Origin of the sequence: Microvirga vignae (assembly GCF_001017175.1) — a bacterium.
GTDB classification, from domain to species: Bacteria; Pseudomonadota; Alphaproteobacteria; order Rhizobiales; family Beijerinckiaceae; genus Microvirga; species Microvirga vignae.
Window position 1 is genome coordinate 145,075 of sequence record NZ_LCYG01000042.1, and the last position, 19,593, is coordinate 164,667.

The 19,593-nt window shown below is 63.2% G+C and carries 16 protein-coding genes and 3 tRNA genes; 12 read left to right on the forward strand and 7 right to left on the reverse strand.

What is annotated here, in order from left to right:
- Window positions 1-113: 113 nt before the first annotated feature.
- The 7 genes from AA309_RS16700 to AA309_RS16720 all read left to right on the forward strand — a co-directional run bounded on the left by AA309_RS16700 (window position 114) and on the right by AA309_RS16720 (window position 9,090).
- Window positions 114-3,947 (forward strand): FecR domain-containing protein, encoded by a 3,834-nt coding sequence (locus AA309_RS16700; RefSeq protein ID WP_047190145.1) that lies wholly within the window; start codon window positions 114-116, stop codon window positions 3,945-3,947.
- Between the two features lie 2 nt (window positions 3,948-3,949).
- Entirely contained in the window at window positions 3,950-5,926 is a 1,977-nt protein-coding gene (locus AA309_RS16705; protein WP_244470386.1) for a CHASE2 domain-containing protein, read from the forward strand.
- 114 nt (window positions 5,927-6,040) lie between these two features.
- The gene (locus AA309_RS16710) at window positions 6,041-6,928 is read left to right on the forward strand and encodes a cation diffusion facilitator family transporter (protein ID WP_047190146.1); all 888 of its coding nucleotides are present in this window, start codon (window positions 6,041-6,043) and stop codon (window positions 6,926-6,928) included.
- A 181-nt stretch (window positions 6,929-7,109) separates the two neighbouring features.
- A complete protein-coding gene (locus AA309_RS32140) occupies window positions 7,110-7,523 on the forward strand; it encodes a cache domain-containing protein (protein WP_052954777.1) in 414 nt (137 codons plus the stop codon).
- On the forward strand, window positions 7,456-8,028 hold the full coding sequence (locus AA309_RS37250; RefSeq protein ID WP_280136910.1) for a cache domain-containing protein: 573 nt from the start codon (window positions 7,456-7,458) through the stop codon (window positions 8,026-8,028). Before AA309_RS32140 ends, AA309_RS37250 begins: the two co-directional genes overlap by 68 nt.
- Window positions 8,025-8,270 carry a hypothetical protein gene (locus AA309_RS36550; protein WP_052954779.1) on the forward strand — a complete coding sequence of 82 codons (246 nt, stop codon included), beginning with the start codon at window positions 8,025-8,027 and terminating at the stop codon, window positions 8,268-8,270. Before AA309_RS37250 ends, AA309_RS36550 begins: the two co-directional genes overlap by 4 nt.
- Before the next feature lie 523 nt (window positions 8,271-8,793).
- Complete coding sequence (locus AA309_RS16720) at window positions 8,794-9,090, forward strand: hypothetical protein (protein WP_047190147.1); 297 nt, start codon at window positions 8,794-8,796, stop codon at window positions 9,088-9,090.
- Window positions 9,091-9,129: 39 nt separating this feature from the next.
- On the opposite strand, the gene AA309_RS16725 is transcribed toward AA309_RS16720, so the two are convergent.
- From AA309_RS16725 to hemC, 7 genes are all read right to left on the reverse strand, one after another.
- Window positions 9,130-9,204: transfer RNA gene (locus AA309_RS16725), tRNA-Gly, on the reverse strand.
- Between the two features lie 20 nt (window positions 9,205-9,224).
- Window positions 9,225-9,300: transfer RNA gene (locus AA309_RS16730), tRNA-Ala, on the reverse strand.
- 124 nt (window positions 9,301-9,424) lie between these two features.
- Window positions 9,425-9,500: transfer RNA gene (locus tag AA309_RS16735), tRNA-Thr, on the reverse strand.
- Window positions 9,501-9,582: 82 nt separating this feature from the next.
- On the reverse strand, window positions 9,583-11,169 hold the full coding sequence (locus tag AA309_RS16740; RefSeq protein WP_047190148.1) for a heme biosynthesis protein HemY: 1,587 nt from the start codon (window positions 11,167-11,169) through the stop codon (window positions 9,583-9,585).
- Between the two features lie 15 nt (window positions 11,170-11,184).
- Window positions 11,185-12,567, reverse strand: coding sequence for a COG4223 family protein (locus tag AA309_RS16745; protein WP_047190149.1), 1,383 nt, complete (start codon window positions 12,565-12,567; stop codon window positions 11,185-11,187).
- A 186-nt stretch (window positions 12,568-12,753) separates the two neighbouring features.
- Window positions 12,754-13,452, reverse strand: a complete 699-nt coding sequence (locus AA309_RS16750) for a uroporphyrinogen-III synthase (protein ID WP_047190150.1) — start codon at window positions 13,450-13,452, stop codon at window positions 12,754-12,756.
- On the reverse strand, window positions 13,452-14,378 hold the full coding sequence (hemC, locus tag AA309_RS16755; RefSeq protein WP_047190151.1) for a hydroxymethylbilane synthase: 927 nt from the start codon (window positions 14,376-14,378) through the stop codon (window positions 13,452-13,454). The genes AA309_RS16750 and hemC overlap by 1 nt, the downstream gene beginning before the upstream one ends.
- A 123-nt stretch (window positions 14,379-14,501) precedes the next feature.
- Here hemC and tsaD point away from each other — a divergent pair, with 123 nt between their 5' ends.
- The 5 genes from tsaD to acs all read left to right on the forward strand — a co-directional run bounded on the left by tsaD (window position 14,502) and on the right by acs (window position 19,530).
- Window positions 14,502-15,557 carry a tRNA (adenosine(37)-N6)-threonylcarbamoyltransferase complex transferase subunit TsaD gene (gene tsaD, locus AA309_RS16760; RefSeq protein WP_047190152.1) on the forward strand — a complete coding sequence of 352 codons (1,056 nt, stop codon included), beginning with the start codon at window positions 14,502-14,504 and terminating at the stop codon, window positions 15,555-15,557.
- Window positions 15,557-16,543, forward strand: coding sequence for an NAD(P)H-dependent glycerol-3-phosphate dehydrogenase (locus AA309_RS16765; protein WP_047190153.1), 987 nt, complete (start codon window positions 15,557-15,559; stop codon window positions 16,541-16,543). The genes tsaD and AA309_RS16765 overlap by 1 nt, the downstream gene beginning before the upstream one ends.
- An 11-nt stretch (window positions 16,544-16,554) precedes the next feature.
- Entirely contained in the window at window positions 16,555-16,968 is a 414-nt protein-coding gene (locus AA309_RS16770; RefSeq protein ID WP_047190154.1) for an EVE domain-containing protein, read from the forward strand.
- Window positions 16,969-17,022: 54 nt separating this feature from the next.
- Window positions 17,023-17,424 (forward strand): DUF1761 domain-containing protein, encoded by a 402-nt coding sequence (locus AA309_RS16775; RefSeq protein WP_047190155.1) that lies wholly within the window; start codon window positions 17,023-17,025, stop codon window positions 17,422-17,424.
- A gap of 147 nt (window positions 17,425-17,571) precedes the next feature.
- Entirely contained in the window at window positions 17,572-19,530 is a 1,959-nt protein-coding gene (gene acs / locus AA309_RS16780; RefSeq protein ID WP_047190156.1) for an acetate--CoA ligase, read from the forward strand.
- Window positions 19,531-19,593: the final 63 nt, after the last annotated feature.

The following is a 19,593-nucleotide window of genomic DNA, read 5'->3' on the forward strand; positions in this document are numbered from 1 at the left end:
GCCACTGTGCCATAGAGCACAGAAGAGTCCTTCTGAAACAGCTTTGATCTTGCCTTATTCCTGCTGAGCTTAAATTCCGCAGAGTAAAAGTAACGTTATCACAGCTATCCTCCATGTCAGCATCCTCACTCCGGCTCCTTGCGGCGGCAAGCACTCTCGCTTTGTGCCTGGCCGAGGCCCATGCTCAAGCACCTATTCCGCGGCAAACGCCTGTTGCCGGCTCGATCGTGGCTGCCAAAGGCGGGGAAGAGATGCGCTTCGTCCGCGAAGATGCTTGGCGCGCCGCTCAGATCAGGCAGGACGTGATCGGCGGTGATACCCTGCGGACCAACGCCATCGGCAATCTCGCCATTCTGTTCGCGGACCAGACCCAGATTCGCGTTGGACGGAATTCCACCCTTGTCGTGAACGGGGTCGCGTCCACCCAGGGCAATACGCAGCTGAGCCTGGAATCAGGCCAGGTGTGGGCTCGCGCCGCCCGTGGCGGCACGGGCGTTGACGTGAAAACACCCGCAGCGGTCGCGGCTATCCGAGGAACGGATTGGTCCCTCTCGGTGGACAGCTCGGGCAAGACCTCTCTCATCGTGCTGGAAGGCGTGGTGGAGCTCAAAAATGCGCAAGGCTCCGTCACAGTACGTCAGGGCGAAGGTGCGGTGGCCGCCATCGGCCAAGCCCCGACGAAATTCGTACTCGTGAAGCCCAACGACCGCGAACAGATGCTGTTCTACTACGGCTTGCGCGATGCGTTTATCGGGCTTCCCGCCACGCCTCTGAAAGGCCCTTCCATGCGGGCTGAGCGCGCCCGCCTCACCGCCATCCCGCCAGAAGCACGGGGGGCGGAGGACTGGCTCAGCCTTGCCGAGGTCTCACTGGAGCTCGACGGTCGCACGCGGGCTGCGCAGTCCCTGGCAGAGGCACAGCGCCATGCTCTGAGCGCAAGCCAGCGCGCCCGAGCGGACCTCGTAGCCGGACTTCTTGCCGGGTTGGGACGTCGCTGGAGCGAAGCCGAGGCCCATTTCAGCCGCGCAGAGCGGGGCGTAAACGGCGACAGGCGTGTCACGGCGACCTATGGCCGCTACATCGCAGCCTCGATGGCCGACCCGAAGCGCGCCCTGTCTGAACCCAAAGCTCAGAGAGACAGCGCGCTTGCCGCGATGGCTCATGCCTTCGTGGTGGGCTTCAAACAGGACCTCAAGGCCGCCGCCGAAGTCATCAAGGCTGCGGAAAAGAAATATCCCGACGATGCCCGGCTCGCCATCTTCGCGGCACAGGTCGCATTCCTGCTCGATCACAAAGACGAGATGCGCGCCTCCCTCGGTCGTGCTCGCGCCATCGATCCGGAGGATCCGGATGTTCTGGCGGCAAGCGCTGCGGTCAAGGCGGCCCTGGAGAGCGACCTTGAAGGCGCCCTTTCGGAGTTGCGCAAGGCAGCGGCCATTGCCCCCGGCAAGTCATCGGTCTGGAACAGCCTCGGTCTGGTCGAGTCCGAACGCGACGCAACCCTTGAAGCAGAGGCGGCATTCAAGCGCGCCATCGCAGAGGATCCCGATGATCCAGTTTCCTATGCCAATCTCGCCATCCACATTCTCGACCAGAATCGCGTCGACGAAGCAGGTGCGCTGATCGACAAGACCTTCGAGCTCGATCCCGGTTTCCATGCGGGCTATGTTTATCGTGGCCGCTACCTCATGCAAACGGACGAGAACGCAAAGGCCATCGAGGCAACCCTTGCCGGGCTGGCAGCCAACCCTGCCTATTCGCAGGGATTGCTGATTGCGGCGGCGGCTTATTATCAGAACGGTGACTACGAGCTTGCACAGCAGGCTCTCGACAATGCTGATCGCCTCGATCCGAACGATCCCGTCGTCTCGGTGGCCCGCACTGCCTTTGCCATCGACCAGTATCAAGCGGACGAGGCAATCCTCAGCTCACGTGAAGCCCTGAGGCGGTATCGAGCCCGCGGCGGATATTTCGCCCCGCTCGCGGTGAACAGGCAGGGCGGTTCCTTTACGGCCGATGCCTACCGTTTCATCGGGCTCCATGAATGGGGACGGTTCTACGGCGACAGAGTTTTCAATCCGTTCGAAGGTGCAAGCTATTTCGATCAGGCGGCCTCGCTGCGCCCGCGCATCACTCTGACTGAGCCAGACCTGGATGAGGTCAACGATTCCAATCTCGACACAACATCCCTGAACCTGACGATTCAGGGCTTGTTCTTCGATCCGTTAGCCGTTGCCGGACGCATTGGACGGACAGACATCATTCGCCGTCCCTTCCTCGATGCTGAGATCGGCGGCGAGATTGTCGATCGCGATGGTCGCCTCGGCTGGAAAACGGAGGCGAACGTCGCAGGCTTCGTCAACAATCCGGTACCGACGTCCTTCTCTTTCAGTGCCAGCCGCACCCGAGGCAATGATGAGAATGTTCTGCTCCAGGAGGAGGCTGACAGCGGGGCGTTCTTCATCGGCATGGCCCCCTCGGCGGCCGACCGGTTTCTCGTCTTCGGCACCGCCTCGGAGGGAAGACCTAGCCTCGTCACTCTGCCCCCACCCGCACCATTCCTCGAGCGTCGTGACGACACCACCATCCAAGCGGGAGGCGGCTGGAGCCATACATTCGGCTATCGGAACGTGCTGACTGCGGCACTCTTCTACAGCCGCGGCAAGTCGCGCCAGGAGCAGTCCGGCAGAGAGACGGGAACCGTCGAGGCGGATCCCTTCCTCTTTGGCTTCCCTGATCGCCTTGGTGCGACGGTCCCCTATAGCTTTGAGGCACTTCAGGATACACGCCGTCGGTCCGAGACCGAGGGTACTGTGGCAGCCCTCGGCCATACCCTGGGCATCGGTGATTTCACCCTGCGCTATGGCTTCGAAGGCCAGAAGGGCGAGACAAACGCCGACAACAGAACGGCAAGGACCGGACTGTTTCAGGAAAGGGCGCCCCGCACCTTCTCCGGGCTCCTCGATTTCATTCTGTCGAGCGGCGAAAGGTCTCTTCTCGATTCATCATTCAACGCCGCACGTGGCTATGCCGATCTTTTCTGGCGTCCATCCGACCGCTTTGAGCTTCAGGCCGGTGGCCAATATGCCTTTTACAATTTCGACACGCGAGGCGAGGTCAGAACCAGGAGCTTTGTCGACTTTTATAATGCCGATCCTCTCATCCCGTTTCTGTCTGGCCCCATCGAGCGCTCTGCATCGACAACGCGCTCTGTCTCCACTGAACAAGAGAACTCCACATTCGACCCACGGATCGGGGCGGCCTTTTCACCGGTTGAGGGGCATTGGCTGCGTGCAGCCTATCGGTACGACACGGAGTTCCCGCTCGGCTTGACGCTCTCTCCTGTTTCGACAGTCGGCCTTATTCCCAATCTGCTTCCGACGACGGTCGGCAGCCGCACTGAAACGCTTGCGGCTCGCTGGGATGCAGAATGGAGTCCCCAGATCTTCACGGCCATGGAATATCAGAGACAGGATGTGAAAGGTCTCAACCTGCCGATTCTCAATACGCTCAGCAGTTTGGATCTCGAACAGGGACGGATCGAGCGCATCTCCGCAACGGCCAATATCTGGCTTGGCCATGGCATTGGCCTGTTCGGCATCGTGGGCTTCTCCGATACGGAGAATCTGACCGTTGGCGATTACCATGGCCGTCAAATTCCCTTCGTTGCGGAACGTTTTGCCCAGGCAGGGGTCACCTTCGTTCACCCGAGCAGGCTCAAGTTCACCTTGGTGCAAACCTTCTTCGGCGATATCACAGGGAACCTGGCGGGCCAGCCCCTCGACGATTACTGGACCACGGACGCTTCGATCACGTGGGAAACACCTGACCGTCATCTCCTCATCGGCGTGACCGCGCTCAACCTCTTTGACGAGACATACGAGTTTGCACCCAATGTTCCGGGTATGGGCCGCACTGTCGCGGCGAGCCTGAAGGCACGGTTCTGAGAGTGATCGCACCCAATCCCGCCATGCAGACGCAGACCGGAGAGCCGCTCTGGCGGCACTTCATCATGGCGGGACTGATTGCAGCTCTTCTGACGCCGCTCGTCTTCTTCCCGCCTTTTGCGCTCATCGAAGCAAAGCTCTTCGATATCCTCTCGATCATCCATCCGCCGCGACCCAATCCTTACGGTGTGGAAGTGGTGGCTATCGACGAGCCGTCCTTCTCCGAAATCGGCCAGCGCTGGCCCTGGTCTCGCGCGTTGCACGCCGAACTCATCGAGCGCCTGCGCGCAGCGGGAGCGAAGGTGATCGCCTTCGACATCATCTTTTCCGAGCCCTCGACGGAAGAGGCCGACAGGCGCTTCGCCGCAGCGCTCGGGCCCGACGTGGTGCTGGCGGCAGACGACGTGACGACGAAGCTCGATCACGGCATTCAGATCACGCGCGTCAATCCCATCGATTCCTTCCTCGATGCAGGGGCTGTACCAGGTGTGGCTTCGGTCGATCCCGACGGCGACGTGTACTTGCGCCGTATGCCGCTGCAGCCGGACGGTTTCGCGGCCGAGGTCCTGCGCCTCGCAGGAAGGCCGGTACAGCCGCCGCCCGAGGGGGCTCTCATCCAGCATTTCGGCCCACCTCGCACATATCCGACCGTGTCCTATTACCAGGCGCTCGATCCGGAGGAATTTCTCCAGCCGGGACGTTTCAAGGACAAGATCGTGCTGGTGGGCTTGAGCCTCAAAGCGGCGACGTCAGCCGATGCAGGCGCGCCCGATACCTTCCCGACCGCCTATACCCTGACCACGCGCGAGCTCACGGCGGGCGTCGAGGTGCAGGCGACGATCGTCGACAACCTGCGCCACGACCTTTTCGTCATCCCTGTTCCGCGCATTGCCGTGATGGCGTTGCTGATCGCTGCGGCCTTTCTTGCAGCCGCCATGTCCATTCACGGCGTGACCTGGCGCACCGGGTTCGCAGCGGTCTTCGTGATCGTCTTCTTCATCGCGGGTGCGTGGCTTGTCCTGCGCATCGAGCGCGTGTGGATGCCGCCTGTGCTGCCAGTTGCCGCGGCCCTGGCGGTTTTCGGCACACGCTTCGGCCTCGATTACGCCCGCGAGCGGCAGCTGCGCCATGCCGTGTCCGAGGCCTTTTCGCGCTATCTCTCGCCTGACCTCGTCGCAAAGCTCGCGCGCGATCCGAGCGCGCTCAAACTCGGCGGCGAGCGGCGCGACCTTTCCATCCTGTTCTGCGACGTGCGCGGCTTCACCTCGCTCTCCGAAAAGCTGAAGGACGAGCCGGAGCGCCTGACCACGCTCATCAACCGCCTGCTCGATCCTCTTTCGGAAGCCGTTCTCGCGGAAGGCGGCACCATCGACAAATACATGGGTGATTGCATCATGGCGTTCTGGAACGCGCCGTTGCCGAGCCCGGACCATCCGCGGCGCGCCGTGCGTGCGGCCATGCGCATGATGGAAGCGGTCAGTGCGTTGAATGCTACCCTGCGCCAGGAAGAAGGTGACAATGCGCCCACCTTCGCGGTTGGTATAGGCATCAACACGGGTGATTGCGTGGTGGGCAATGTGGGTTCACGCTGGCGCTACGACTACTCGGTGCTCGGCGATACGGTGAATCTCGCCTCACGTCTGGAAAGCCTGTCGAAGGAATATAGAGTCTCACTGATCCTCGGTCCCGCCACGGCGCAAGCCGTGCGTGACGATTATGTTTTGATCGAGCTCGACCGCATTGCCGTGCGGGGACGCGCAACGGAGTCGGCCATTTTCACCGTTGTGGCGCCGGCCTCGCAGCGGCAGGACCCGACGATTGCGGGACTGACGACCGCTCATGCCCGGGCTGTCGAGAGCATTCGCAAAGGACAAAGGAACGAAGCGCTCGGCCTCGTCGTGCGCTGCCAGTCGCTCGCCCCTTCCCTGGCCGGCTACTACCGCACGCTCATGCACAAGATCGCCGAAATCCCGGAATAGGCTCATCGCTCTTGCGAGCGAATTGCAAGTAAATTGAGAGACTTGCACTTGGGGATGCAGTCACTATAACGGCGGCTTCGCTTGAACCCACTGCCCCGTTTGTCGATGTCAGCCATGAGCCGGATTCAAAAGCTTGCCATCGGCAGCATATTCATCGGCGCGCTCGTCTTCGCGCTCAAATATGCCGCCTACTACCTGACGGGCAGTATCGCGCTCTATTCGGATGCGCTGGAAAGCATCATCAACGTGGTGACTGCGATTGCGGCCTTCATGGCCGTACGCGTGAGCGCTGCGCCTGCCGACGCCAACCATCCTTATGGCCACCACAAGGTGGAATATTTCTCCGCGGTGCTCGAGGGCGTTCTGATCATCGTCGCCGCCCTGATGATTTTGCGCGAAGCTTACTTCGGCTTCTTCACGCCCAAGATGCTCGATGCTCCCGGTACGGGCCTCGTCATCAATGCGGCAGCGAGCGTCATCAACGGCATCTGGTCCTGGATGCTGATCAGCCAAGGCCGCCGCCTGCGTTCGCCTGCCATCACGGCCGATGGCCGTCATCTGTTGACGGACGTGTTCACCTCGGCGGGCGTTCTCGTGGGCCTCGTTTTCATTCCCGTCACGGGATGGACCTGGCTTGATCCGGTGCTAGCGGCTTTCGTTGCGGTCAACATCCTCTGGTCCGGCTGGGGTCTGATCAAGGAAAGCATCGGCGGTCTCATGGACGAGGCTTTGCCTGAGGCGACGCTCTCGCGTGTGCGCGATATCATCTCCGGCAACGCGGAAGGCGCCATCGAGGCGCACGACCTACGCACGCGCCATGCGGGCAAGATGACCTTCATCGACTTCCATCTCGTCGTGCCCGGCACCATGAGCGTGACCGATGCGCACGACATCTGCGATCGCCTGGAGCGGGCATTGAAAGACGAGGTCGAGGACGCGCTCATCACGATCCATGTGGAGCCCGACAACAAGGCGAAGCACGCCGGCATCGTGGTTCTGTAAGGCCGCACTTTCGCTGCCGCTCTGGGCAAGCTTCGCCCTTTACCCACTCATCTAACTGTGAATCCGCGCGCCATGGTGATGGCGACAGGGAGATGTGGATAGAGATGTCTCAAGACACTTTGATCGCGCGCTCGAAATGGGCCGCTGCTTTTACCGGAGTTGCCGGTAATTCTACACCGGCATGGCTGTGGGCATTCTCGCTTTGGTCGTGCTTTCCATTTATGGTTCTCTGACGATCTCGACCATTCTGATCGATCAGAAAAAGGCCGAACTCAAGAATCTGGTCCAAACTGCTGTCAGTATCGTTACAGATCTCGAGGCCCGTTCGAAGCGGGGTGAGATATCCGAGGAGGAAGCCAAAAAGCTTGCATCATATGAGCTGCGCATTCTGCGCTATGGCGGATCGGAATACTTCTTCATCATGGACTATCAGAACGTGATGTTGATGCACCCCTTCAGCAAGTCGCTCGAAGGAAAAGACAATTCGAACCTCAAAAGATGCAAACGGCGTCGCGTTCCTCAAGGAGATGGTAACGGTGGGCCGTCCAGGCGGCGGCTTCGTGCCGTATCTCTTTCCCAAGCCCGATCAGACTGAGCCCTTTCCGAAGCTTTCCTATGCCGTTAACTTCGACAAATGGGGCTGGGTGATCGGCACAGGCGTCTACATTGACGATCTTAATGTGATCGCCGCGTCATGCCGCAACATCTTTCTTGCGCTGGTTGCCGCCTCCGCGCTCATCGGCATCGCCTTCGGCCTGGGCCTCGGCATCTCCGAGCCGATTCAGAAGCTCGTGACGAATATGCGCAGCCTCGCTGGCGGCGATCTGAGCGTCACCATCGAGGGCACCGCACGCCGCGATGAGATCGGCGTGATGGCGAATGCCGTGCAGGTGTTCAAGGACAACGCCATCGAAGCGGGTCGCCTGGCGGCCGAGCAGCAGGCGAAAATGCGCCGGGCGCAGATGCTCGACGACCTCACCAATCGTTTCGAGACGAAAGTTTTCTCTCTCACGCAGGGCCTTTCTACGGCTGCGACGCGGATGGAAGCCACGGCTCAGTCGATGATCTCCGTGGCCGATCAGCCCCCCAGCAATCGATGACCGTCTCGTCGGCGGCCCAGCAGACCTCGGCCAATGTGCAGACGGTGGCCGCCGCCACCGAGGAGCTGTCGATCTCGATCCGCGAGATCGCCCGCAACGTGCAGGAAGCCGCCCGCGGCACGGACGCGGTGACCGGCAGCATCGGGGACGTGCAGCAGGGAGCCGGCCAGGAACTGGCCCGCCACTCGAACGAGCTCGGCCGCGAGGTCGCAACCTTCCTTCAAGGCGTCAAAGCCGCCTGATCCTGATCTGCCCTGCTTCTACAATCCTAAGGCCCGGCATTGCCGGGCTTTTTTCTTTTCCGCCACGCTGAAACAAGTTCCCGCCGGAAACCTTTTCAACAATGACAGGCCTGTCCCCGCTTCTGGGCAAAAGCCTGTCAGGAGCAGCGGATCGACATGATGGCGCCGTGCGGGTTCCTGAAAACGGCAGCCGACCGTGGAATAGCTGGCCGAGCACCCGCCCCGGCCTTAAAGGAATGGAGGCTGACATCGCGACATCGCCTGGGCTGAAAGCACCCTCCATATGCCGGATTGAGCATGGGGAGGAGGCTCCCAGCTCGACAATCTGAAAATCACATGAACCGGTTCAACCGGATGAGCATCGATGATGCATGACCCTTGTGGTCACGACGGGCCCTCCCTCTCCTGGCAAGGGCCCGTTTGCTTGGGTGCGGGCTTATTGTCAGGAAAGCATCCATGCCGACGGGGCTTTTCCGCTCCGTTCATCGGCCTAGCTTTCCTTCTATGTCATGGAGGTATCGGGATGAGAGTTCTGGCGGCGGCAATGCTCGTGATGACGGCAATCCCCAGTGCCTGGGCTGCCGATCTCTCACTGCCCGCCCCTCCTGCTGTTGAAGAGGTGGACGAGCTAATTGTCGTGCGCCCCGTACGGCGGGTGACCACGACGCGATATGCCTGCGTGAGGTGCTCCCGTCTGCCGCTCGGCGGCTTGAGGAAGCCGTATGTAGCCCATGTGCCGCTCGGCGGCCTGCGCAAGGCCTGCCCGCCGGCTGTCGTGGAGACGATTCGCGAGCCGGTGGTGCTGCGGGTGAAAGGCTGAAAAGCAAAAAGCCGCCCGAGAGAGCGGCCTTTTTGGAATTGGAGCGGGCGAAGGGATTCGAACCCTCGACCCCAACCTTGGCAAGGTTGTGCTCTACCCCTGAGCTACACCCGCACGCTCCGTCTCGTTCAGATTGGTGGAGCCAGGCGGGATCGAACCGCCGACCTCTTGCATGCCATGCAAGCGCTCTCCCAGCTGAGCTATGGCCCCTAATCTGAACAGGCCGATCTTTCGATCGACCCTCTGTCTCTTCACCGTGGTCACCACACGATCTGCCGAGCCCTTACAGACTTACCGGACCCACCGTCAACCCTTGTTTTCTAAGGGAGAAGAATGGTGCCGCAAGAGGGATTCGAACCCCCGACCCCCTCATTACGAATGAGGTGCTCTACCAGCTGAGCTATTGCGGCGTACCGATCATGCGATCGAAGAGGGCGTCGTCATACCCTCTCGCCTGCCGCTTGGCAAGGGTAGGGCCAAGCGGAATTTCGCCTACCAGATGGAAAAAACGCTGCGGCGAGCCGACGCTGGCTCCTCGAGCTTAGGCACATCCGGGGGAGTGACCGGAAAGACCACAGGTCCCGGCTTCGGATGCGGCGTTTCCTCTTCCTTCGAGGGCTCGGGCCAAGCGGCTTCCACCGTGCTGACGGGTTCTACCGGAGCAGGGACAGGCTCCGGTGCGGAGGCGGCGGCCATTGCAGGCTGCGGCTCCTCGGCAGCCGCCACGGGCAGCGCCCTGGGCTCGTCGTCGATATCCGCCGTCACGTCGTCGTGCATGGTGATTTCCGGCGCGATCAGCACATCCGGTGGGGCCTGCCAGACGAAGGCGTCGAGACGACCGGTGACGGGAGAGATCGGCGCCCAATGATCCGAGACGACACCATCCGCTATCCAGGCCGGATCGCGCGGAGCACGGGTGGCGCGGGCAAGCCATTCTCGACCCTTGCCTGTAGAGCCATGCTCCGCCTGTTCGAGATCGGACATGAGAAGGCACACGCGCATTGTGGGCCGATCCGCCAGAAGCGGCTCCAGCGCATCGCGCGCGCGGTCGAACTCGCGCGATTCCAAGGCCGAGCGAGCAATCGCGAGCCTGCCTTCCGGTGCGCCGTTCGAGAGCTTGAACAAGGTTTCGGCGCGCTTCAAGCGATCGAGGCCCGAATCGCCGGGACGCAGGTTGAGATAGACCTCGGCCAGATCCGGATGCGGCTGGCTGCGCCAGGCGGCTTCCACGATCTTGGCAGCCCGACGCAGATCGCCCCGGCGGGACAGGAGTTTTCCGGCGAGAGCGGCGGCGGGCACGAGATCGGGAGCGAGCTTCACCGCATCCTGGGCGCTGCGCAATGCGCCCTCGGGGTCGTGCTCGGCCCGGTCGAGGGCATCGGCGGTCGAAAGCACCGCGCGATGGCGCTTGGCGGTGGCCTTGTCGAGAAGGCCGAGCGAGGTGCGACGCTCGATGGCTTCCAGTGCTCCGCGCCAATCGCGCTCGGCGCAGCGCGCCTCCAGCACCGCATCGCTCGCCCAGGCGGCAGCGGGAGCGATGCGGACGGCCTCGGAGGCAAATTCGCGGGCAGCCAGAGCATCACCCCGGCGGCGGGCTTCAACGAAGAGACCGCGCAGGCCCAGCACCCGGGTCTCGTCCTCGTCCATCATCTGCTTGAAGGCGGCTTCTGCGGCCTCCCGATGCCCGGAGACCTGGGCGGCCTGGGCTTTCAGAAGAAGCGTCAGGGGCTCGTGGCCCAGAAGGCGCTCGGCCTCGTTGGCATAGCGGCGGGCGGCGATCGTATCGCCCGCGCCCACGGCCACCATGCCGCGCGAGACGGCCTGATAGCCACGGGAGCGGCGGCGCGCCCGCGAGGCGAAGGTGAGGCGCGACGGCAGGCGCAGGATCGTGCTCACCGCCGACCAGAGAAGAGCGAGCGCCAGTGCAAGGCCGACAAGAGCGACCGCCGCCACCGCAACGGAGGTCTGCACCTCATAGCCGCCGAAGGTGACCAGGACCGTGCCTGGCCGGTCGGCGAGCCAAACCGCCCCGAAGGCTGCGACGCAGAGAAGACCAATGAAAACGAGAGCGCGCCACATTCTGGGCTGTTCCTTTTATTGCGTCGAACGGTTGAGGGTGGCGAGAGACTCTTCGGAGATCTCGCGGGAGGCCTGCTGCGCTCCGGCCAAAGCCGTCATCTGCCGTCCCCATTCTTCCGATATCCGCCGCGCCGGCTCAGGCAAGGACGCCCAGGCGGCCGCCGCTCCGCCCATGTCGCCCTCGGCCAGCGCCTGTCGGATGCGAGCGAGCGTCGCGGGAACACCCGTCGCGCCCGGTTCGTTCACGGGCCGCACGGTGACCACCTTGTCCATCATGCGAAGCAGCCGGTCGGACCATTCGCCGGAGGCGGCACGCTGGTCCCGCAGGATCTGCGCTTCCAGCGGCTCGAAGCTGTCGAGCATCGCGGCGGCTGTCGGCGCTCCCTTGTCGGCGAAAGACTCCAGAGCCTTCAGCTTCTCGGGGTCGGTTCCGGTCTTTTTCAGCCCCTCCAGCACATCCGCAAAGGGCATGCCACTGCGCAGCGCATTGTCGAGGCGCTCGGCGAGCACCACACGGGTGCCGGTCTGGCCCGCCGCCTCCGCGCTCTTGCTGCTCTGAGCCACCTGTTGCGAGAGAGCCGCCAAGCGCTGATCGTGCTCAGCCAGACGGCGATCCAGGCCCTGAACCGCATTCGAAGCATTGGCCGCGTTCTGCGCGTTCGTCCGCACCTCGTTTCCGAGAGCCGAGAGGCGCTGCGAAAGATCATTGAGCGCCGCCTCGTTCTGCGGTGCAGGCGGCTCGGGCAGCGGCCTGTTGAACGCCTCCTCCGCCCGGGCAGCAGCGCGGTCCGCTGCTCCTTGAATTTCCTGAAGCCGCTGGTCGAGCGGGCCGCGCGCCGATTCGAGCGCTTGGAGCCGCCCTTCAACGGCCGATAAGTCCACGCTCTGCGGCCGTGACTGGCCCAGCGCATTCACCCGCTGCTCCAACTGGGCAAGGCGCTGATCTTCTTGCGCCGATGTCGGTCGCTGCCAGACCTGCAGACCGTAGACGAGACCGGCGCCGACCAAGCCGCCGAGAAGGCTGGAGCCAATAAGAGCAGCCGTCGAGGTCCGGCGCTCGGGAGCGGAGGGCGGACCGGGAGGCACAACGCCTGGCTCTTGGCTCGGCTCTTGGCTCGGCTCTTCGCTCTGCGGCGGCAACTCCTCGGCTGACGCACTTGGTTCGATGGAATCGGCGTTTGTGCCGGAATCGAGCGTCGCTTCCGGCGAGCCGACCGTGTCTTCTGCCCGTACATCAGGCTCCGGCAGAACCGTCTCCTCTGGCTTCACGTCATCCCAGGCTTTGTCCTGCTGCGCGCCATCATCGATGACGGTCGCCTTCAGGTCGATGGTTGCCGGCTCGCGGGCAGATTTCTTGCGGGCCTTCTTGGGAGCTTTGGGATCGGATGAATCGGTCACAGGTCACTCATGGTGGAGCAATTGGGGCAGATCAGAATGGAATGCAATTGAGGCAAGCTTGAGCGCAGCGTTTCGGTTCCCCGATGAGGCTGGAGCCTTAAAGGAGGAATTGGATTCATCGGACTACGATCCTTTCCTTCGGCAAAGATCCCTCATCGAACATCCTAAACGAAGCCGTAGCGCAGGTCACGAAAGGCTCATCACCAACCTGAGAAGCGCATCTTCACTAGGCTGATCGGCGACGCGAGTGGCTGCGCCTGCCGCTCTTAGAGGGGCTGCCACATCCGCCGACAGGCAAAGATGCGGGCACTCACGGATTGCGGTGTGGAGACCCGCCCTCTCGGCCAGCCTAACGAAAAGATCCGCGCTCCTTCGAGAATAATGGAGCACAGCCCCGATTTCGCCAGTCTGAAAGGCCTCCTCGGCCTGATCAGGCAAGCTCTCGATGGCTTGCGCTTCATAGGCCTCCCAGGTCAGCACCTTAAAGCCCGCTGTGCGAAGGGAGGAAGCCGGCTCCTCCTTGTGATGCCGCCCAGTGACATGAAGAAGCGTACGAGGCGACTGAAGCGTCTCCCGAATCAGCCTGGACAATGAAGTCGCATCGCCCTCCGCTGCTATGACCGAGGCGAAGCCCTCGGCCCGCAGCACCTCCGCCGTGCGTTCGCCGACGGCGAAGACGGGAACGCTCTTGTCGGCAGAGGAGGACAGAGCTTCCACCGCATGGGCGCTGGTGACGATGACCGCATCATACAGGCCGACAGAGGCAGGATCGCCCGTCGGCAAAATCCGGAGCACGGGTGCGATCAGCGCCTCGTGCCCGAGGGCCGCGAGCTTCTGCGCCGTGCGCTCGGCATCGTCCTTCGCGCGTGTGACGAGAACCCGCATCAGGTCCCTAGGAATCCGGCCGGCATGCGGGTCCGCAGCTCGGTTCCGGCTTCCCGGCCGAGCGTGACCGCATCCTCCGGCGAGCCGCGCCGAACAGCTTCCAGGCATTCCGAGCCGTCCGGGCGCAGCACGAGGCCGCGGATTTCGAGCTCGTCGCCCACCATACGGGCATGGCCTGCAATCGGGGTGCGGCAGGAGCCATCAAGAATGGTCAGGAAAGCGCGCTCGGCAGCGAGCGCATGGCCGGTAGCCGCGTCGAGAATCGGCTGCACGGCCCTACGCACCTGCTCGTCCTCGGCGCGGATGGCGATGGCAATCGCCCCCTGCCCCACGGCGGGTAGGAAATCATCCGTTTCGAGCGTGGTGGTCACGTGATCGGTGAGGCCGAGACGACGCAGGCCCGCCATGGCAAGGAGCGTGGCATCTACCTCGCCGCGCTCCAGCTTGGCGAGGCGTGTCTGCACATTGCCGCGCAACAGCGTGACATTCAGATCCGGGCGCAGGCGGCGGATCTGCGCCTGACGGCGCAAGGATGCGGAGCCCACGACGGCACCGGGCGGCAGATCGGCCAAGCTCTTGTAACGATGGCTGATGAAGGCGTCGCGCACGTCCTCACGCGGCAGGAAGCCCGCGATCACGATGCCCTCCGGCAGGGTCGTCGGCAGATCTTTTGCGGAGTGAACGGCGAGATCGATGGAGCCTTCAAGCAACGCGATATCGAGTTCCTTCGTGAAGAGCCCCTTGCCGCCGGCTTCCGAGAGGGGCCGATCCTGAATCGCATCACCCGTGGTCTTGATGATCGACAGGGGCAGATGCTCCACAGTCCAGCCGTGGGAGGCGACCAGCCTGTCTTGCGTCTCGTGGGCCTGCGCCAGCGCCAGGGGGCTGCCGCGCGTGCCGATGACCAGGGTCGGTGAAGAGGTCATTCCCGCTGCGTACTCCTGCTAAACAACATCCGCGTTTGATCTTGTGCGGCGGGGCGGACTATAGGGGGAGGACAGCCGGGCCGAAAGCCCGAAAGATCACGTAGCAACGGTAGCCTCCAGACCATGCGCATCTTAGGCATCGAAACCACCTGCGACGAAACCGCGGCCGCCGTGGTGGGCGTCGGCTTCGACGGACGAGGGGAAATCCTTTCCAGCGAAGTCCTGAGCCAGATTGCCGAGCACGCGGCCTATGGCGGCGTAGTGCCGGAGATCGCGGCCCGCGCCCATGTGGAGGTGCTCGACCGCCTGATCGCCCGCGCCCTCAAGAACGCCAATTGCGCGATCAAGGACATCGACGGCATTGCAGTGGCCGCAGGCCCTGGCCTTATCGGCGGGGTTCTGGTCGGCCTTACCACGGCCAAGGCGATCGCGCTTGTGACCCGCAAGCCCCTGATGGCGGTCAATCACCTCGAAGCCCATGCGCTCACCGCGCGGCTCACCGACGGCATCGGTTTTCCCTACCTTCTGCTTCTCGCCTCCGGCGGCCACACGCAGCTTGTGGCGGTGAAGGGCGTGGGCGATTACGTGCGCATCGGCACCACCATCGACGACGCCATCGGTGAGGCCTTCGACAAAGCGGCGAAGATGCTGGGCCTGCCCTATCCCGGCGGGCCGCATGTGGAGCGCGAGGCGGCACGAGGCAATCCGGAGCGCTTCGCCCTGCCGCGCCCCATGCAGGGACGGGCCGAGCCGAATTTCTCGCTGTCGGGCCTCAAGACCGCCGTGCGGATCGAGGCGGAGAAGATCGCGCCGCTCACACAGACCGACATTTCCGATCTCTGCGCCAGCTTCCAGGCCGCCATCGTGGACGTGGTGGTGGACCGCACCCGCGTGGGCCTGCGCCGGTTCCGCGAGATCGCGGGCGCGCCGAAGGCGCTCGTGGTGGCAGGCGGCGTGGCCGCGAACCAGACCATGCGCCAGGCCCTCCAGCGTCTGGCCGTCGAAACCGGCCTCAAGCTCGTCGCCCCACCCCTGGCGCTCTGCGGCGATAATGCCGCGATGATTGCCTGGGCGGGCCTCGAGCGGATGCGCCTTGGCCTGATCGACGACATCAACGCGCCGGCCCGCGCCCGCTGGCCGCTCGACACCAGCGGCCAGGCGGTGGGAGTGAAGGCCTGATGGTGAAGCCCATCGGCATTGCCGGAGCCGGAGCCTGGGGAACGGCGCTCGCCAATGCGGCCGCCATCGCGGGCAATGACGTCATCCTCTGGATGCGTTCGCCCCAGCAGGCCGAGGACCTTGGCAAGACACGCACGAACGAACGCTTCCTGCCCGGCGTGCGTCTGCATGACCGGATCACGCCGACCGCCGATCTGAACCAGCTTGCCGCATGCCGCGCGGTTCTTCTCGTCACGCCCGCGCAGTCGACGCGCGAGATGACGGCAGCCCTCGCCCGCATTCTGCCAAGTGAGACGCCGCTTGTTCTCTGCGCGAAGGGCATCGAGCGCACCACCGGCTCATTTCTCTGCGACGTGGTGGAGGAGGTTCGCCCCGGCGCTCCCGTCGCCGTTCTGTCGGGCCCGAGCTTTGCTCACGACGTCGCACGCGGCTTGCCCACCGCGGTGACGCTCGCTTGCCGCGATGCCGCACTGGCCGAAGATCTCGCGATGGCCCTCTCCGGTCCTACGCTTCGCGTCTATCACCGCAGCGATGTGCGTGGCGTCGAGATCGGGGGTGCGGCGAAGAACGTGCTCGCCATCGCCTGCGGCGCAGTGGTGGGGCGTGGGCTCGGCGAGAGCGCAAAAGCCGCCCTCATCGCGCGAGGCTTCGCGGAGCTGTTGCGTTTTTCGCGCGCCTATGGCGGCGAGGCGGAGACTCTGATGGGCCTGTCCGGCCTCGGCGACCTCGTACTCACCTGCTCCTCCGCGCAATCGCGCAACTTCTCCTTCGGCCTGCATCTCGGCCAGGGCCAAAGCGTCGAGGCCGCCTCCGGCGGCAAGCTGGTGGAAGGCGCCACGACTGCCAGCGCCCTCGTCGCTTTGGCGAAAGCAAAAAACATCGACATGCCGATTGCGGAAGCCGTCGAGCAGATCCTGTCCGGCGCATGGACCCTCGATCAGGCGGTCGATGCGCTCATGAACCGTCCCATCAAGTCCGAGCATTGAGTTAGCAAACAATGGCCAAGTGGCTCTACAAGTCAGAACCCTCCGTCTGGTCCTGGGACAACCAAGTTGCGCAAGGCGACAAGGGCACGTTCTGGAACGGCGTTCGCAACCACGTCGCCAAGCTGAACCTGATGGCCATGAAGAAAGGCGAGCAGGGCTTCTTCTATCACTCCAACGAGGGCAAGGCCGTTGTCGGCATCGTGGAGGTGATCAAGGAATACTACCCCGATCACACCGACGAGACCGGCAAGTTCGGCATGGTGGACATCAGGGCCGTCAAGGCCTTCAAGCGCCCGGTCACGCTCGACGAGATCAAGAAGCAGCCGGGACTCGAGAAGATGATCCTCGTCAACAATTCCCGCCTCTCGGTTCAGCCGGTAACGGACGAGGAATGGGCCGTCATCTGCAAGATGGGTGGGCTCTAGCGTATGACGGCGTTCTATGTATGATACATTATAGCCAAACCGGACCATCCATCGATGACATTTGCCGGAACCAACTTCGTCGCCATTCTCGTCTGCGCCGTCGCTGGATGGCTGTTCGGCATGGTCTGGTACATGTCGTTTGGGAATGCCTGGATGTCGGCCATCGGCAAGACCCGTGAGGATCTGAAGCCCTCACCCGGTCCCTTCATCATCGCCTTTGTGGCGCTCCTCGTCATGGGCTGGGTTTTGGCTGGTGTCATCGACCATATGGGACAGGTCACAATCCGCAATGGCGTCCTTTCCGGCTTCTTCATGTGGCTCGGCTTCGTCATCACCACCCTGACCGTCAACCACGGCTTCGGAGGCCAGAAGCGGAGGCTCACCCTGATCGATGGCGGACACTGGCTCGGCGTGCTGCTGGTACAGGGCGCGGTGATCGGATCCTTCGGGGTCTAGATATCGGGCTCCCTGGGGACTGCGCCGAGCGACAACCCAAAAGTAGCAAAGACCAAAGTCCGATCCCCGCCCCGCTTGCCCGAACCCTCTCTCTTTCCGTAAACCTAGACCTAATTACTCGATAACGACGAGTCTGGGAGAAGCGTCATGGAAGAGAAGATCTACGACGTGCCGTCCGAGTGGAGCCACCGCGCCTATCTGGACGATGCCGGCTACCGCGCGAAATACGAGGCTTCGGTGAAGGACCCGGACAAGTTCTGGGCCGAGGAAGCCAAGCGCATCCACTGGTTCAGGCAGCCGACCCGGATCAAGAACACCAATTTCGGTCCCGGCAACGTCTCGATCCGCTGGTTCGAGGACGGCATCACCAACGTCGCCTATAACTGCGTCGACCGGCATCTCCACACCCGCGGCGATCAGGTCGCCATCATCTGGGAAGGCGACGATCCGTCGGAATCCAAGAAGATCACCTATCGCGAGCTTCACGCCGAAGTGAACCGCATGGCCAACATCATGCGCAACCGCGGTGTCGGAAAGGGCGATCGCGTCACGATCTACCTGCCGATGATCCCGGAAGCTGCCTATGCGATGCTCGCCTGCGCGCGGCTGGGCGCCATCCACTCCGTGGTGTTCGGCGGATTCTCGCCGGATTCGCTTGCCAGCCGCATCCAGGATGCCAAGTCCGCCTTCGTCATCACCGCGGATGAAGGCCTGCGCGGTGGCCGTAAGGTGCCGCTGAAGGCGAACGTGGACGCGGCCATCGAAACCGTGGGTCGGGGCGTAGTGGACCACGTACTCGTCGTTCGCCGCACGGGCGGCGCCGTGAACATGGTGCCGGGCCGTGACGTGTATTACGACGAGGCGGCAGCGCAGGTATCCGACGATTGCCCCTATGAGGAGATGAATGCGGAGGATCCGCTGTTCATCCTCTACACCTCCGGCTCGACCGGCACTCCGAAAGGCGTGCTGCATACCACCGGCGGCTATCTCGTCTATGCGGCGATGACGCATCAATACGTGTTCGATTACCACGACGGCGACATCTACTGGTGCACCGCCGACGTGGGTTGGGTGACCGGTCACTCCTACATCCTCTATGGCCCGCTCGCGAACGGCGCGACCACTCTCATGTTCGAGGGCGTGCCCACCTATCCGTCGATCTCCCGCTTCTGGGAAATCATCGACAAATACAACGTGAACATCTTCTACACCGCGCCGACCGCCATTCGCTCGCTCATGCAGGCGGGCGAGGAGCCGGTGAAGAAGACCTCGCGCAAATCGCTGCGCCTGCTTGGTTCCGTGGGCGAGCCGATCAATCCGGAAGCCTGGGAATGGTACTATCGCGTCGTCGGCAACAGCCGCTGCCCCATCGTGGACACCTGGTGGCAGACGGAAACCGGCGGCATTCTCATCACTCCGCTGCCAGGTGCCACGAAGCTGAAACCCGGCTCCGCCACGCGCCCGTTCTTCGGCATTAGACCTGAGGTCGTGGATGCCGAAGGCAAGGTGCTGGAGGGCCAAGCCGAGGGCAATCTCGTGATCGCCGATTCATGGCCGGGCCAGATGCGCACGGTCTATGGCGACCATGAACGCTTCGTGCAGACCTACTTCTCCACCTATCCGGGAAAATACTTCACCGGCGACGGCTGCCGCCGCGATGCGGACGGCTATTACTGGATCACCGGCCGCGTGGACGACGTGATCAACGTCTCCGGCCACCGCATGGGCACGGCGGAGGTGGAATCCGCGCTCGTCGCCCATCCGAAGGTCTCGGAAGCAGCCGTCGTCGGCTACCCGCACGACATCAAGGGCCAGGGCATCTACGCCTATGTCACCCTGATGGCGGGCGAGCAGCCATCGGAAGAACTGCGCAAGGAGCTGGTAGCCTGGGTCCGCAAGGAAATCGGCCCCATCGCCTCGCCGGACCTGATCCAGTTCGCCCCAAGCCTGCCGAAGACCCGCTCCGGCAAGATCATGCGCCGAATCCTGCGCAAGATCGCCGAGGACGAATTCGGCTCGCTGGGCGACACCTCGACGCTGGCCGACCCCACCGTGGTCGACGACCTGATCACCAATAGACAGAACAAGCGCACGAAGGCGGCTTGATCGATACGCCATCCCGGGGCCGCATAGCGGAACCCGGGATCGCAATGCACACTCTAGCGTCAT